This window comes from Aquimarina sp. ERC-38, from assembly GCF_026222555.1.
Taxonomy (GTDB): Bacteria; Bacteroidota; Bacteroidia; order Flavobacteriales; family Flavobacteriaceae; genus Aquimarina.
Window position 1 is genome coordinate 2,656,133 of the sequence record NZ_CP098511.1, and the last position, 16,438, is coordinate 2,672,570.

At 36.5% G+C, this 16,438-nt stretch carries 15 protein-coding genes; 4 read left to right on the forward strand and 11 right to left on the reverse strand.

Annotation, left to right across the window (positions count from 1 at the left end; all coding sequences use genetic code 11):
* Positions 1-22: 22 nt before the first annotated feature.
* Both NBT05_RS10995 and NBT05_RS11000 read right to left on the reverse strand, forming a co-directional pair.
* Complete coding sequence (locus NBT05_RS10995; RefSeq protein ID WP_265769908.1) at positions 23-310, reverse strand: putative quinol monooxygenase; 288 nt, start codon at positions 308-310, stop codon at positions 23-25.
* A gap of 86 nt (positions 311-396) precedes the next feature.
* On the reverse strand, positions 397-1,227 hold the full coding sequence (locus NBT05_RS11000) for an SAM hydrolase/SAM-dependent halogenase family protein (protein WP_265769909.1): 831 nt from the start codon (positions 1,225-1,227) through the stop codon (positions 397-399).
* 423 nt (positions 1,228-1,650) lie between these two features.
* Between NBT05_RS11000 and NBT05_RS11005 the strand changes: the two genes are divergently transcribed.
* Together NBT05_RS11005 and NBT05_RS11010 are read left to right on the forward strand one after the other, a co-directional pair.
* Positions 1,651-2,607: a PhoH family protein gene (locus tag NBT05_RS11005; protein WP_265769910.1), complete on the forward strand. Its 957-nt coding sequence runs from the start codon at positions 1,651-1,653 to the stop codon at positions 2,605-2,607.
* Positions 2,608-2,685: 78 nt separating this feature from the next.
* Complete coding sequence (locus NBT05_RS11010) at positions 2,686-3,639, forward strand: phosphoribosylaminoimidazolesuccinocarboxamide synthase (RefSeq protein WP_265769911.1); 954 nt, start codon at positions 2,686-2,688, stop codon at positions 3,637-3,639.
* 154 nt (positions 3,640-3,793) lie between these two features.
* On the opposite strand, the gene NBT05_RS11015 is transcribed toward NBT05_RS11010, so the two are convergent.
* From NBT05_RS11015 to thrA, 7 genes are all read right to left on the reverse strand, one after another.
* Positions 3,794-4,216, reverse strand: coding sequence for a hypothetical protein (locus tag NBT05_RS11015; RefSeq protein ID WP_265769912.1), 423 nt, complete (start codon positions 4,214-4,216; stop codon positions 3,794-3,796).
* 93 nt (positions 4,217-4,309) lie between these two features.
* The gene (locus NBT05_RS11020) at positions 4,310-5,725 is read right to left on the reverse strand and encodes a beta-lactamase family protein (RefSeq protein ID WP_265769913.1); all 1,416 of its coding nucleotides are present in this window, start codon (positions 5,723-5,725) and stop codon (positions 4,310-4,312) included.
* A 181-nt stretch (positions 5,726-5,906) separates the two neighbouring features.
* Positions 5,907-6,335 carry a DUF4174 domain-containing protein gene (locus NBT05_RS11025; protein WP_265769914.1) on the reverse strand — a complete coding sequence of 143 codons (429 nt, stop codon included), beginning with the start codon at positions 6,333-6,335 and terminating at the stop codon, positions 5,907-5,909.
* A gap of 302 nt (positions 6,336-6,637) precedes the next feature.
* Positions 6,638-7,930, reverse strand: coding sequence for a threonine synthase (thrC, locus tag NBT05_RS11030; protein ID WP_265769915.1), 1,293 nt, complete (start codon positions 7,928-7,930; stop codon positions 6,638-6,640).
* 4 nt (positions 7,931-7,934) lie between these two features.
* A complete protein-coding gene (locus NBT05_RS11035; protein WP_265769916.1) occupies positions 7,935-8,318 on the reverse strand; it encodes a RidA family protein in 384 nt (127 codons plus the stop codon).
* Positions 8,318-9,244, reverse strand: coding sequence for a homoserine kinase (locus tag NBT05_RS11040; protein WP_265769917.1), 927 nt, complete (start codon positions 9,242-9,244; stop codon positions 8,318-8,320). The genes NBT05_RS11035 and NBT05_RS11040 overlap by 1 nt, the downstream gene beginning before the upstream one ends.
* A gap of 27 nt (positions 9,245-9,271) precedes the next feature.
* Positions 9,272-11,716 (reverse strand): bifunctional aspartate kinase/homoserine dehydrogenase I, encoded by a 2,445-nt coding sequence (gene thrA / locus NBT05_RS11045; protein WP_265769918.1) that lies wholly within the window; start codon positions 11,714-11,716, stop codon positions 9,272-9,274.
* A gap of 323 nt (positions 11,717-12,039) precedes the next feature.
* On the opposite strand from thrA, the gene NBT05_RS11050 reads away from it, so the two are divergent.
* Together NBT05_RS11050 and NBT05_RS11055 are read left to right on the forward strand one after the other, a co-directional pair.
* Entirely contained in the window at positions 12,040-13,554 is a 1,515-nt protein-coding gene (locus tag NBT05_RS11050; protein WP_265769919.1) for an NAD(P)H-hydrate dehydratase, read from the forward strand.
* A gap of 111 nt (positions 13,555-13,665) precedes the next feature.
* Positions 13,666-14,547 carry a hypothetical protein gene (locus tag NBT05_RS11055; protein ID WP_265769920.1) on the forward strand — a complete coding sequence of 294 codons (882 nt, stop codon included), beginning with the start codon at positions 13,666-13,668 and terminating at the stop codon, positions 14,545-14,547.
* Between the two features lie 106 nt (positions 14,548-14,653).
* On the opposite strand, the gene NBT05_RS11060 is transcribed toward NBT05_RS11055, so the two are convergent.
* Positions 14,654-15,034: a DUF4258 domain-containing protein gene (locus NBT05_RS11060; protein WP_265769921.1), complete on the reverse strand. Its 381-nt coding sequence runs from the start codon at positions 15,032-15,034 to the stop codon at positions 14,654-14,656.
* Positions 15,035-15,053: 19 nt separating this feature from the next.
* The gene (locus tag NBT05_RS11065) at positions 15,054-16,253 is read right to left on the reverse strand and encodes an alanine dehydrogenase (protein WP_265769922.1); all 1,200 of its coding nucleotides are present in this window, start codon (positions 16,251-16,253) and stop codon (positions 15,054-15,056) included.
* Between the last annotated feature and the right edge of the window lie 185 nt (positions 16,254-16,438).

Below are 16,438 nucleotides of genomic sequence, written 5' to 3' on the forward strand. Positions count from 1 at the left end.
AGATTAGGCTTCGTGTAATTATTTAATTAGAAATGGTAAGGCTCCAGGCTTCAGCAGGTGCTATAAACTTCATCTTGGTTTGTGACCAAACGGATTTAAAAAATTCAGAATTACGATAGGCCTCCAGGTGTTCTGGTGTTTGCCAATGGCTGTAGGTGAAAAATCGATTTTCTTCTTGAGTATCCTGTAACAATTCTACGTGTAGACAACCTTCTGATTTTTCAATTCCGGATTTCTTTTTATGGAAAAAGTCTTTAAAAGAATCAATTTGATCGGGATCAAAAGACATTTTTACAATTCGTACGATCATAATTTAGCTAAACTTCAATTTTAATTCTACTACTTGTGAACGGTTATTTTTAAATGACAATTTCTTATAACATACACCTTCATTTCTTATTCAAATTGAATACTCATCCGATCCCTGAACGCCAATCCAAAAAGACTGGAAGCTCCTCCCACGGTTTTTGGGTTGCTTTTATAAATGGCCAGTTCAATATACCCCGAAGAGTTAAATATGGCTAATTTTTTTCCGTCTTCTTCGCGTTTTCCTTTTTCCAGTTCAAAGTTAATAGCATCACTGTACCGCTCGTATATCTGAGTAAAACGAGCATTACGTGCGGTTATTACAAAATTTCTCCCTTTGCCTACTTCATTAAACAATTTTTTGGTAATATTTGTCACCAGGTTACCGTAGTTGTCTACATAAATAATACTACCCACAATTTGTTTATCGCCTACGTTGACAATAGGGGTAATGCCCTTAAAGGTTTTTACCTGTTCTTTAATTTTGCCAATCACTTCCAGGGTACCACCTCTCGCCAGATGACAAGCTACGTTTACAAATACATCCAGTACCGGAAAATTGGTAGAAGTTTTATCATGGATATTGATTTCCACTATTTTTTGCGGGTTGATTTCATTGATAATTAAGGAGATCAAGCCATTATCGGCACAAACAAAATAATGGTCATCCAGTTGTACGGCAATATGTTGATTTTCAGGGTTTTTTTCACTATCAATACCAATAATATGAATGCTTCCCTTGGGAAAGCTTTTGTAAGCGTTTCGGATGATATAAGAAGCTTCTATAATATGAAAAGGTGAAATTTCGTGTGAAATATCCACAATAGTCACCTCCGGAAGCTCCGAATAAATGGATCCTTTTACAACAGCCACAGCATGGTCTTTTGTTCCAAAATCTGTAGTCAAAGTGATAAAAGGCATATATTGTTTTAAATGAATAAGTGTTTGATTTTAAAAAAAGAATCCTGTAATTTGATCCGTAATTTTTAGAAATCAACCACCAAATTTATGTAAATTTGTTCAATAAAATAAAGTAAATCATCAGTGAATAATTTATTGATGTTTATTAAAAAACGGAAATTTCTGTGAAGTTGTTTAAACATTTCTGATTGAAGTGAAAAATAGGTATTTTTTGCTTAATTGAAGTCATTTTTAAGTTGTATAGCCATAGCTATAGAACTTAAAAATGATAAAAAGTAAGTGAAAAAGAACATTTTGCAACCAATTGAGAAAAGTATAAATAACTTCTATACTAAAATATAATAATTATTTGTGATCTTACCGTAGTAATGGAGAAAAACCTTACAAAACTTAAAACATTTTGAACTAAACCGCATATAGCTTTTGAACGAACTTATTATTGAACTCACCGAAATCAACCCAAGAGAATTTTTTGGGCTTCAAAACAGCAACATCCAGTTATTAAAAAAATACTTTCCGAAACTTAAAATCGTAGCCCGGGGAAGTCGTATTACGGTTTATGGCGAAGAAGAAATGCTTGAGGAGTTTGATATGCGTTTTAATATGTTGTTAGAGCATTTCGGAAAATACAACAAGCTGGATGAAAATGTTATTGAGCGGGTACTCACTAGTGATAGTAAAGCAGATTATGAAACTTCTGCCTCTAGCGGAGAAACCTTATTGCATGGAGTAGGGGGTAAGTTGATCAAAGCACAAACGGCTAATCAACGTAAACTGGTGGAAGCCAGTTTTAAAAACGATATGGTTTTTGCAATTGGTCCCGCTGGTACCGGTAAAACTTATACCGGGGTAGCACTGGCGGTCAAGGCATTAAAAGAAAAACAGGTTCGACGTATTATCTTAACTCGTCCGGCAGTAGAGGCTGGCGAAAACCTGGGATTTTTACCGGGGGATTTAAAGGAAAAATTGGATCCGTATATGCAACCTTTATACGATGCTTTACGAGATATGATTCCGAATGAGAAACTGGATAGTTTTATTGAAAAGGGGGTTATCCAAATTGCGCCTATGGCATTTATGCGGGGAAGAACCTTAGATAATGCCTTTGTCATTCTGGATGAAGCGCAGAACACCACTCATGCGCAGATGAAGATGTTCCTGACTCGGATGGGTAAAAATGCAAAGTTTATTATCACTGGCGACCCGGGACAAATTGACCTGCCCAGGCGAGTAATTTCCGGTTTAAAGGAAGCTTTATTAGTTTTAAAAAACGTATCCGGAATTGGTATTATTCACCTGGATGATAAAGATGTGATACGTCATAAACTAGTTAAAAAAGTGATTGCCGCTTACAAAGAAATCGAAAATCAAAATCCATAATTCTTATATTTTAGTACTATCCGAAAAAACCTGGAGCAACGTTAAAAAGCCAGAGTACTATAACCATTTATTAAACTAATGAAAACAATTACCAAAACCGCTTATCAATTTACCGGACAAACAAAAGTATATCAGGGAAAAGTCAGGGATGTGTATACGATTGGTAAGAAAGATCTTTTGGTAATGGTGGCAACAGATAGGTTATCTGCATTTGATGTGGTGATGCCAAAAGGAATACCTTATAAAGGCCAGATATTAAACCAGATTGCGGAGCAAATGATGCGGGATACTGAGGATATTGTTCCTAACTGGTTATTAGCAACCCCAGACCCTAATGTGGCTATCGGGCATGCCTGCGAACCTTTTAAAGTAGAAATGGTAATTCGAGGGTACTTATCCGGACATGCGGCCCGAGTTTACAAATCCGGGAAAAGGGAGTTGTGCGGAGTAGCCATGCCGGAAGGAATGATGGAAAATGATAAATTTAATGAACCTATCATCACACCTTCCACCAAAGCTGAAAACGGCGAACATGATGAAGATATCAGCCGGGAGGAGATATTAAAACAGAAAATAGTTTCTGAAGCGGACTATACGATGCTGGAAACCTATACGCAGCAGTTGTTTAAAAGAGGCTCACAGATTGCTGCCGAACGAGACTTAATCCTGGTAGATACCAAGTACGAATTTGGAAAAACCAAAGACGGAAAGATTGTATTAATTGACGAAATTCATACTCCGGATTCTTCCCGTTATTTTTATGCGGATGGCTATCGCCAAAGGCAGGAAAAAGGTTTGGCACAAAAACAATTATCCAAAGAATTTGTCCGCCAATGGTTGATTCAAAATAATTTCCAGGGGAAAGCCGGTCAAAAAGTTCCTGAAATGAATGAGGAATATATTGTCTCCGTTTCCGAACGGTATATTGAATTATACGAAAATATAACAGGACATGCTTTTGAAAAAGCACCTATTACGGATATTGAAAATCGTATACAAGAAAATGTAGAGACCTGGTTGCAGGAGCATTGAGGTTTTGGTTGATTGGAAGCTAAAGAGAATAAAGTTTTTAATTGATAACTTATCTATGGTGGATCGATCTGAATGAAAATCGCATGAAGTTCACATAGATGAACTAAATCAGCTAAGTCTTTCTTTTCAACAAAACGTATTTTAGGTTCGCTTATCATATTTCTAAGCTAATCGTATCTTTCAAGTACTCGTCGTACTGTGGTTCAGGCATTTTCTTAATTACATGATTTGTCCATGAAATTCTTTCATGGTTAATTACTTCTAATTCCCAAATACAAGGGGCAAGTCCGTCACCGGATATTTTATTAAATTTATCCGGCTTGGAAGGATGGGTAATAAAAATATTAGTATTCAGCATATACTTATCCACCCACCAATTAATGAGTGAAAATATTCCTTCTGTTCCGGAATGTAAAATTAGAAAAGCGATTTTATCATTGGATGCCTTAAAACTATTTTCTAGTTGTAACCATTGCGGAAGTTGGGTAATTACATTATTATAAAACTCCGGATGGTCAAATTCTCCTTTTTTTGCAATGGTATATACTTTTATTTGCCAATCGTCGACCTTAATCAATTCCCTAAATTTTATGTTTCTTGTTTTATATATTTCCATTTGAATTTCGAAGTTTGATTAATGAATTTGTACTTATTTTAAATATCCCTTTAATTAGTTTTCTAAAGTTTTCATTAGTTCAGAATTTAATTTATCAATATTCTCTGCATTTGGATGAGATGGAGATACATTAGAAAGAAGGATTATTCCGGTTTTTAAGCTTGTATTAATTACCATAGAAGAAAAATACCCTCCGGTTCCCCCGTTATGCCAATACCAAAGATGATCAGATTTAGATTTTAAAATATGCCATCCTAAGCCTATACCCGTAGTATTACTTATTTCAAATGTTTTTGTTCTGGTAAGAGCAAGTTCTTCATTTGTCGGATCAAATTGAGAAACAACAAAACGTGATAAATCTTCAACCGATGAAAAGATCGCACCAGCTCCTGCTAACACCGAAAACTCCCAATTCGGAATTACTTTTCCTTTTTTATATAGACTTTTTACCAAATCACCTTTTACTTTACTAATATCAGCGGTTGAATTTTGCATGTTATATTTTGAAAATATCTTCTTTTGCAGTAGGTTTTCATAAGAATCATTTCCAATTTTACTCAAAGTATAACCAAGCAAACCAGCCCCTAAGTTAGAATATTGATGTTTCCCTTTATTTGATAACGTCAGGTATGTTGTCAAATAGGTGGTTAATTCTTTTTCACGGTAATCTCTATACGGGTTTTCAGGATTAACTTTTGTCAAATCAAGATTGTCGGGTAACCTAGGAAGACCTGAGGTATGATTAGCTAAATCAACAAATGAAATGACTGTATTATTATTAAAAGTTGTTTCTAAGTAAGAATTTATAGGCTCATTTAGTTTTAATTTTTTAGCTATCACAAAATTGGCTAATAGGGTGGATGTAAATACTTTGGATATAGAACCTATTTCAAAAATACTTTGATGATTATCAATGTTAGAAATAGTATCCTTTTTCTTATGCATCCCGTAATAATCTACTTTTCCATCACGAATTATTGCCACTGAAACTTGCGTATGATTTGGAAACATCTTTGTTTTTTCAAATATGAGGTCAGCTTGTTCTTTGGTCAATACAGAATTTTCATAGGTTAGATTGTTAATTACATTCTCCGTATTAATTGGTTCACCAAAAGGTTCAACCAATAACCCATTTATTTTTGACGTATGATCTATAGAAATATTAAGAACCATTACAGCATTCTCAAAGGTAGTTTTATAGGATGCAAGCGTTCCATTTTTATATTTTAAAAATTCTTGGTTTGTAATTTTTCCAGCTTGCGCTTTAAGACCCTTTAAAAATTCTGTTGTTTCATTAATTGGAGATGCATTTTTCATCACATCAGCAAACATGGAGAATATGTTTTCGTAATTATTAGCGTTATAATATTTAATAAATTCTTCAGTAACCTTCTTATTTTTTGACTTTTCTGTTTGCGAGAATGAAAAATTAACTACTAGAGCCAATACAAAAACAAGTATATATTTCATTATTATTTTAGTTTAAAGGGTAAATCATTTAAATACCCGTAATAAAGTATTTCAGCGAAACAAGATATAAAATTACTTAAAGGGGTAAATTGTATAATAGAGATAAATTTAAACTTATTCTCTCTCAAAATGAGAAAGAAAAACAGAGGTTGACCGTTATAATAATCTATAAGTTGATCTGCTAATTCTCCATTTCCCGTCTACGCATAGGCATGCTATCGATGAGTTCGTAAACTACTTCAGGAGGTTGCGGTTGATCGAAGTTCTTTTTGACCCCTCCGTCTAATCCGATAAGAACCATACTGAAATCTTCAGAAGATCGGTGGTATTCCTGGTAAATAGTAGCTTGTCCCAGTTCTAAATGATTTTTACCACCTTCTTTTCTGTAGTAGTTGGGAGTTACGTGGTAAATGATAATTTTTCGTTCGGATAATTCTTTCTTTTGATCTTTAAAATAAGCAATTTGTGTTACTAAGTTTTTATTTTCAAAGGAGTCTGCCATCATTAAAATAACTCTTTTATTCCATTGATGCTTTTTTAGATTTTGAGCGGTAAGCACCATGATAAAGGAAGATATAAACCAAAATAATAGGAAGACGGACTTTTGCATAGATCAAATAAAACAGTAATATACGTTAAATTTCAAAAGATACGCAATTACATTGTTTTACTTATAGATTAACAGTAGTTTTTTACTAATTATTTGGGAAAAATCTTTTTAAAATAGAGTAAACTTCGTAAAACCTCATTTGTCCATTTTTTACACTATCTCAGGTTATTTTTATGTACTTAAAAGACAATTACTTTCAGAAGGTTAGGAGCCTTTAAATGTTTAGATAACATCCACATTTTAAATACTAAAAAATATAGAAATCTAAAATTTGTATAAGATGCTTACAATCGTTTACCGTATTAACCAGCCAATAAATCAGCTTTTAAATCTTCATAATTAGTAATAGAAACAAACTTTTTATCCTTATCTAAAACGCCTTTAATTTGGTCAGGAATAGGTAAAGTTACTTGCAAGGCTTCTTCAACCGTAGGCCTAAACTTAATTGGATGCGCGGTTTCTAAAAAGATGCCAAGCTGATTACTTTTCAACCCAAATTCTTTGAGCCCTAGATAGCCTACAGCACCATGCGGATCAGCGATATAAACATAATTTTTATATATTTCTATTATTGCTTTTCGCGTAGCTACATCGTCATAACTAAAAGCACTAAACTTCTCTTTTAATGATTTAAAATTGTTCTCAAAAAGCTGCTGAATTCTAATAAAATTACTTGGGTCACCTACGTCCATAGCGTTACTAATAGTAGCCACAGAAGGTTTAGGTTCGTACTTTTTGGAATTCATATAGCGGACAACGGTATCATTACTATTAACTGATGCTATAAAATGGTCAATAGGTAAGCCTAATTTATAGGCAACAATCCCCGCACAAATATTCCCGAAATTTCCACTGGGAACGGAGAATACTAATTCTTTTTCTTGTGCCTTAACCTGCTGATAAGCAAAAACAAAATAAAGTAATTGAGGTAACCACCTGGCAACATTAATTGAATTTGCAGAGGTTAGCTTTTTAGTAGCAGTAATATCCGTATCCAAAAAGGCTTTTTTGACCATAGCCTGACAATCGTCAAAAGTTCCCTGAACTTTTAAAGCTTTGATATTTTGCCCTAAGGTTGTTAATTGACGTTCCTGGATTTCACTCACTTTTCCATCCGGATATAGAATGACCACGTTTACCCCTGGAACTCCTAAAAAACCTTTAGCCACGGCACCACCCGTATCTCCGGAAGTGGCAACCAGTACGGTCACTTCTTTATTATTATGTTGGTTAAAATAACCTAAACAACGTGCCATAAAACGGGCACCAACGTCTTTAAATGCCATGGTAGGCCCATGAAACAGTTCTAAAGTACTTATGGTATCACTTATAGGAACTACTGGAAAGTCAAAACTTAAAACATCTTCAAGAATCTCTTTTAATTGTGCTGGCGGAATTTTGTTACCAACAAACTGCCGGATACATTCATAAGCAATTTCTAATTTACTTTTACCTTCAATAGTTGCAAAAAAGTTTTTATCTAAAGGAGTAATTTTCTCCGGAAAATATAAACCCCGGTCAGGAGCCAGGCCTTTTACCACTGCTTCACTAAAAGAAACGGTAGGGGCTTTATGTTTTAGACTGTAATAGTTCATTAATTTAGTTAGTTTCGTGAGGTAAAATAGCAGTAAATTCTATTTCTACTAGTAATTCTTTATCGATCAAAGCTGCTACTTCAACCATGGTAGTTACTGGTTTTATATCTTTAAAAAATTCTCCGTGAGCTTTACCAATCGCTTCCCATTCGGAAATATCTGTGCAGTACATCCGGGTTCGTACCACATGGTCAAGACTGGCGCCCAAAGGTTGTAAAGCATCCTTTGCTTTTAAAATAATTGCTTTGGTTTGCTCATAAGCATTGATTCCTGTTGCCGTAGTTCCGGCTACTTCAATAATATTGCCTGCTTTTACTGCTCTGGAGTAGCCTACCTGGTCTTCCCAGGGTGCTCCTGAGCCTTTTCTGGTGTAAAAAGAAGAACTCATTAGGCTAAAATTTTAATTCCGTGATCATTGATTTTGGAGATATGAATATCAAAGTCCAGTCCGGTACGGTTATACACAATTTGAATCGCCTGTGCTACCCGATTGGCAGTCTCCATCCCTTTACTCATCATAAAAATGGAAGGTCCGGAACCGGAGATTCCGCATCCTAGAGCCCCTTCAGCCATAGCGGCTTCTTTGACATTCTGAAATTCAGGGATCAAAATAGAACGTAAAGGTTCGATAATGACATCTTCAAGGCTACGGCTAATCAATCCGTAATCTTCGGTATATAATCCGGATACCAATCCGCCTACGTTCCCCCATTGACGGATGGCTTGTTGTAATGTGACATTTTGCTTAAGAACAGACCGCGAGTCCGAAGTCTTTACTTCTATTTGCGGGTGAATCACGGTCATAACTAAGTCATCGGGTGTATTTAACTTAATAACATCTAGTGGAGTATAACTTCTTACCAGCGTGAACCCTCCGAGTAGGGCAGGAGCAACATTATCTGCATGAGCGTTTCCACTTGCCAGACGCTCGCCTTCCATAGCAAAAGCCACTAATTCCTGCGGAGTAAATGGGCTATTTAATAAATAATTGACACCCCAAACGGCTCCGGCACTACTGGCAGCACTACTACCAATACCGCTTCCAGCCTTTATTTTTTTATAAATTTCAATGTCTACGCCAATTTTTTTATTTGAGTAGGTGTTTAATAATGCTTGTACCGCAACCCCGGCTACATTTTGATCTGTGGTCATAGGGAGATCAGCCCCTTCTAACTTTGTAATCCGAACACCAGGTTCTTCCGAAATTTTTAACACCATTTCATCACCTACCGTATCTAAACAACATCCCAAGACGTCAAATCCACAAGATAGGTTGGCTACGGTTGCCGGTGCAAAAATTTTAATCTGGTTCATAATCCAATTACATAGTTAGTCTTGCTATTATTTTTTTCCAACCCGGATAATATCTGCAAAAATACCCGAAGCAGTTACCGCAGCACCTGCACCTGCACCTTTTACCAGTAAAGGTTGTTTTGGATAACGGTCTGTAAAGAATAAGACAATATTGTCACTACCTTCCAGGTTATAAAACGGATGGTCTGTCGGTATCTGTTGGATTCCTACCTTTGCTTTTCCGTTTTCAAACTGTGCTACGTACTTTAACCTACAATTATTTTTATTAGCAGCATCTAGTAAACCTTTAAAATGCGGTTCACTCTCTTTAACCATTTCTAGAAATGAAGCTACGTCCGGAGTATCTAAGCTGCCTTCGGGTAGGAAAGAATCATTACTAATATCTTCCAGTTCCATATGATACCCACTCTCACGAGCCAAAATTAAGATTTTTCTGGCTACGTCAATCCCACTCAGGTCAATTCTGGGATCTGGTTCGGTAAAGCCTTCTTCCTGAGCTTGTTTTACAATATCGTAAAAAGAAATCCCTTCCTTAAAATTATTAAAGATAAAGTTTAAACTACCCGAGAGTACCGCCTGTATTTTATGGACGTTATCCCCGGATACCATCAGGTTATTAAGGGTGTCAATAATAGGTAAACCTGCTCCGACATTAGTTTCGTACAGAAAGGAAGCATTGTATTTCCTAGAGAGGTTTTGCAGGTTTTCATAATTCTCATAAGCATCTGCACAGGCGATTTTGTTACAGGTGACCACTGCCATACTCTCTGCCAGGTAATTTTTATAAACCATGGCAATGTCAGGATTTGCAGTATTATCTACAAAAATAGAATTACGAATATTCATCTCTTTGGCTCGGTTAAAAAACAGGTCTGCATTTGCTTTTTCTCCAGTAGCTAAAGTTTTCTGCCAGGTATCCAGGGCAATACCTTTATCGTCAAAAATCATAGTCCTGGAATTTGACATACCCACCACCCGTATTTTTAAGCGTAGTTTTTCCTTTAAATAAGACTTTTGCTGCTGTATTTGTTCAATTAGTTTGCTACCTACGTTTCCAACCCCGGTGATAAAAAGATTAAGTTGTTTTGACTTTACTTCAAAAAATTCTTCATGAAGTACATTCAGTGCTTTTTTAATATCCTTTTTTCCGATAACCACACTAATATTTCGTTCCGAAGCTCCTTGCGCGATAGCACGAATATTAACGTTGTTTTTACCCAGGGTGCTAAACATTTTTCCGCTGATTCCCTGGTGGTGGTACATATGATCTCCGACCAGGGCTACAATAGCAACATCATCTTCAATAATTACCGGTTCCAGGATACTTTTATTAATCTCAAATTCAAATACGTTATCAAGGATAGACTTTGCCTTTTGGCAATCCATAGTAGCAACTGCCAGGCAAATCGAATGTTCTGAAGAGGCTTGAGTAATTAAAATTACATTAATATCAGCAAGGAATAAAGCTTCAAATATCCTCTTAGAAAAACCTGGAATTCCCACCATGCCGCTTCCTTCAATGGAGAGCAGGCAAACATCTTCAATATGACTTATTCCGGTAACCGGTATGGATGCAGTATTTTTTTCTTTAGTGATCAGCGTTCCTTTTTCATCCGGTTGAAACGTATTTTTTATATAAATCGGAATATTTTTTTCTAATACCGGATGGATAGTGGGTGGATAAATTACCTTAGCCCCAAAATGTGACAATTCCATCGCTTCCTGATAAGAAAGGTGGGGGATAGGCTTTGCTTGCTTAACCAAACGGGGGTTTGCAGTATACATCCCACTTACATCCGTCCAAATTTGTAATTCTTTAGCATTAACTACAGCAGCAAGGATCGCAGCAGTAAAATCAGATCCGCCCCGACCTAAGGTGGTAGGTTCTCCATCTTGTGTGGTTGCTACAAAACCGGGAAATAGAAAAACTTCCTTCTTTTCTTCCTGTAATAAGGTAGTAATTGATTCCTGAACTTTAGGATAATCAATACTGATTTTAGAAGAAGGAACCGTAAAGATATGTTTACGGCTATCTTGTAAAGAAACATCTGTTTTCTGTACCACCGCGGCTTCTGCAATAATGTATGAAGATAGTAATTCTCCGTACCCGGAAAGTACGGCTTCTGTTTTAGCAGAAAATTCTTTAAGCAAAAAAATACCTTCACATAAGGATTCCAGACGATTTAAGTCCGCCTTGATTTTGCTGATAATTCTGCTTTGCGTAGCAACCGGAATGAGTTCTTTAACGGTTTCCATATGTTTCGACTCGATGGTAGCAAGGGTTTTTTTATATGACTCATCATTTTGAGAAGCCTGCTGACCTGCGGTTAGCAGAAGATCGGTAATTCCGCCTAGGGCAGATACCACAACAAGAACTGATTCTTGTTGTGCAGCATGCTTTATAATTTGAATTACCTTATTGATATTAGTTGCATTCGCAACAGAAGAACCTCCGAATTTGAGAACGTTCATAAATTTTATTTTGTGATTACTAATATATCGAAATTACCATGATTCGAATTTATACCGTTTGCAAAAGAATAATAATTAAAAATAACCCCTAAGGGTACCGGTAGTATTAGTTAAAAAATTTAAAAACAGAGATACCGTATGAGAAGAATAAAATTGATATAAATGGATTTTTTTACCCTGTTTAGTTGACATTTTTAAAATGTATGGTTAAAGGTCAAATGTATTGATTTTTATTTTTGAATAAGACTAAATGAAAACTTATCTTTCCTTTTTTATTGATTACTCAACATAATAGTCATTCCGTTAAATAATTCTTAAAATACATGAAGATCTTTTCCACCGATCAAATTAAAAAGTTAGACTTAATTACCATAGAAAAACAGAAAATCAAGAGTACTGATTTGATGGAACGTGCTGCCACCCGTTTATTTGATGCCATTCACGATAAACTACAAAATGCCAGTATCCCTATACACATATTTTGCGGTCTGGGAAATAACGGAGGAGACGGTTTGGTTTTAGCCAGGTTGCTTCAAAATCATGGATATAGCATACATACGTACATTGTCAACTTTAGTGATAACAGGTCTGCGGATTTTTTAGTGAACTATGGTCGATTAAAAGAAATTTCGGAACAATGGCCTATACAAATTAAGTCAAAAGATGATTTTCCTAAAATTCCGGCTAAAGATTTAGTCATAGACGCTATTTTTGGTATTGGTCTAAATCGTCCGCCGGTACCCTGGGTTTCTGAATTAATAACTTATATTAATAGTTTAAAATGTTTTACTATTAGTATTGATGTGCCTTCCGGGTTATACGTAGATGTTGCTACTCCTACGGATGCTAAGGTAATAGGAGCCTCTGTGGTACTTACTTTTCAAACCCCAAAGCTTGTTTTTTACCTTCCGGAAACCGGAAAATATATCCAGGAATTAGAAGTACTGGACATTGAACTGGATAAGGAAGAAATTCAAAAAACCAAAGGAATCGCACATCTTTTAGGTAAAAACGAAGTTTTAGCTTTATATCAACCCCGTTTTAAGTTTGACCATAAAGGCAATTACGGTCACTGTCTACTTATAGGAGGCAGTTACGGGATGATTGGAAGTATCAGTTTAACCACTGAAGCAGCACTTAGGGTGGGAAGTGGGCTGGTAACTGCTTACATACCTGGTTGCGGATACAATATATTACAAACCAAAGTACCGGAAGCCATGGTTATTACGGATACGGATAAAGAAAAGATTACATCCCTGGATCAAGCAGAGGGGTATAAGGTAGTTGGAATCGGCATGGGTATGGGAACACATCCAACTACTAAAAGAGCATTTTCACAATTTTTGAAGACCTATCAAGGGAAGCTGGTCGTTGATGCAGACGCTATTAATTTGTTGGCAGAACATAAAGAACTATGTGCGGAATTACCTAAGGAAACGGTATTAACCCCACATCCGGGTGAGTTAAGAAGATTAATTGGTGAATGGAAAGATGATTTTGAAAAGATAGCTCTGGTAAAAGCTTTTTCAAAAAAATATAATTGTATTGTAGTTATTAAGGGAGCGCATACCCTGACCATTTTTAAAGAAGAAGTGTATATAAATACCACCGGTAATCCGGGAATGGCTACTGCTGGTAGTGGTGATGTGCTTACCGGAATAATCACAGGTTTGATTGCTCAAAACTATGATCCGCTAATTGCTGCCGTATTTGGGGTTTATTTACATGGATTGGCAGGTGATCTTGGGGTAGAAAAATGGGGGTATCAGGCATTACTGGCTCGTAATCTTGTCTTAAATATCGGACCTGCGTACCTGTCTCTCTTTCAAAAAACGTAAGGTAAATCAATAATTTATGTTAGATATAGGATTAAATATGTAATTAATCCGTTAAAATGTAGTTATGATAACAAAGTTTTGGTAATTTTAAACTTTAAAATATAATAAGCAATGAAAATAACAAACAAATTGATAGCAACCACCATGGCTGCTTTAGGACTGCTGGGAGCTACTTCATGCTCCGGTGATGATGACGGAGCGCCTACCGCACAACTTACTATGAAGGTGGTAGGATTACAAGAACTTACTAATGGTGCAAGATATGAAGGATGGATTATTGTAAATGGAGAGCCAGTGTCTACAGGTTCTTTTACCAGTACTTCACCTGATCAAACCTTTACTGTTAATGCTGCCCAATTGGAAGAAGCTACGGAATTTGTACTTTCTATTGAATCTGATAATGATCCGGCACCTTCTGATAGCAAGTTGTTATCTGGTCGTTTTAACGACGCTAAAACTGCTAGAGTTGGAATAACCGAAGTTGTTGGGAATCTAGATGCTGTTTCCGGGCAATTCGTATTAGCTTCTCCTACGGATAATAGTGTTAACCCTATGAATAACGATGAAAACGGAATCTGGTTTATGAATCCGAATAATGGTAGTCCAACTGCCGGATTGAATTTGCCAGAATTACAACAAGGTTGGCAATACGAAGGCTGGGTAGAATTTGAAGGAAACTTGGTAAGTACCGGAAAATTTAATTCGGTTTCCGGTAGTGATTTGGCTTCTCCTTTTAGTGGAAATGATCCTGCACCTCCATTCCCTGGTGAAGATTTCTTAAACAGTGCTCCGGCGGGGCTTACGTTTCCGGATGATGGTGATGTAAGGGGAAAAAGGGTTTTTATTTCTATAGAGCCTAATCCGGATTATGATCAGGCAGGTGCTTTTTTTGTTAGACCTTTAACAGGTATGGCAGAACAACAATTAGCACCTAATACTACAGATTTAGATCAAACAGCGTCTGATCCTTTTGGTACGGTAACTCGTCCTTAATAATAAATAAAGCATAATTTTTATAAAACTACCTGAAGGTGTTGCTTTCAGGTAGTTTTTTAGTTCTGGAAAACAGTAATTAACTTATGTTTTACTGACTAGGTTATTAGTTTCTCTCTTCAACCATCACATCCATTACCGTTGCGGTAGAATCACAATTTTTTATACGAATGGCAATTACGTCCTTCTTAGGGGTTCCTTCTATATAATACACTTTGCATCCCGTTGTACGGGTGTCACTTTTACTAAAGTCAACCTCCCCTTCTTTTAATAGATAAGTAATTATACTGGTATCTATAGCAGTAGTAGACATCATACTTAAGACTTCCGGTTTTATTATTCTCTCTTTTAAGCGAAGGTCTTTTAACACCCTGGCATTCGGGCCGTAGTCAAAAGTTGTGTTCTTGGCAGCCCAAATGTAGTAGACAATTCCGCTACCTACTAAAAAACCAATTAGGTAGTAGAGTATTCGATACGATTGTTTCAAAATAGGATAGAATTAAGGCTTATAAAATCAATAAATTGATATCTCGGTACATTAAGTCAAACCATTCGGCAATAGAGCGATTGGTTAAGATTCCGTGGTAATAATACAACCCGTTTTTTAATCCTTTATCAAAACGTACTGCATTTTCAATACCACCTTCATCTGCAATTTGAAGTAAGTACGGTGTAAAAATGTTACTAATTGAGATAGAAGAAGTTTTAGCGTATCTCGAAGGAATATTAGGTACACAATAGTGAACTACTCCATGCTTAACAAAAGTTGGCTGATCGTGCGAAGTAATCTCACTGGTTTCAAAACAGCCCCCCATATCAATACTGACGTCAATAATAACCGCACCGGTTTTCATGTGTTCGACCATGGTTTCAGATACCAGGATTGGAGAACGGTCTTTTCCTCTTACCGCACCTATCACCACGTCACATCGTCGTAGGGCTTTCTTTAAGTTTTTAGGTTGAATAGTTGAAGTATATAAAGGACGTCCGGCACTCGTCTGGATACACCGCAACTTGGTAATGGAATTATCAAAAACTTTAACGTTGGCGCCTAAACCAATAGCCGATCTTACGGCAAATTCACCTACGGTTCCCGCCCCAATAATAACTACTTCTACCGGAGGTACTCCGCTAATATTACCCATCATTAACCCGTTTCCTTTCTGCGCACTACTCATCAGTTCGGCGGCAATCAGAACTGCGGCGGTTCCTGCGATTTCACTTAACGCCCTTACGGCAGGATACGTTCCATCGCTATCCCGGATAAACTCAAACCCCATGGCGGTAATCCGCTTTTTAGCCAATTCGTGAAAAAAAGCCTTAGATTGTGTTTTTAACTGTAAAGCTGAAATCAAAACGGCTTGTGGGTTTACCATTTTCATTTCATCCAGAGAGGGAGGCTCGACCTTTAATAAAATCGGGCACCCGAATACTTTTGCTGTGTCGTTGGTAATTTCAGCGCCAGCCTCGCTATATTCCCGATCGGTAAAACTGGCGTTAATCCCGGCATTTGTTTCTATCATCACCCGGTGCCCGTGTGCCGTGAGTGCAGCAACCGCATCCGGAGTTAAACAAACCCGCTTTTCCTGATAGCTGGTTTCTTTAGGAATACCAATAAATAATTTTCCTTTTTTCGGAAGGATTTCTAAGGTCTCTTCCTGGGGTAATAATTCAGCTTTTGTAAATGGGGAAGTCGGCTTTGTCATTCAGTTGTAATTCTATTTCAAATTACGAATAAAAAAGCGGACTACACAAATAAAACCAGTGACTCCTCATATATTTTCATTAGTTTCCAGTAAAGATTCAAGATCGCTATCGCTTCTAGAAACAAGAAACAAGACTAATCATTATAGTATTAAAAATCAATATCTACGTTAAAGAATGAATTACC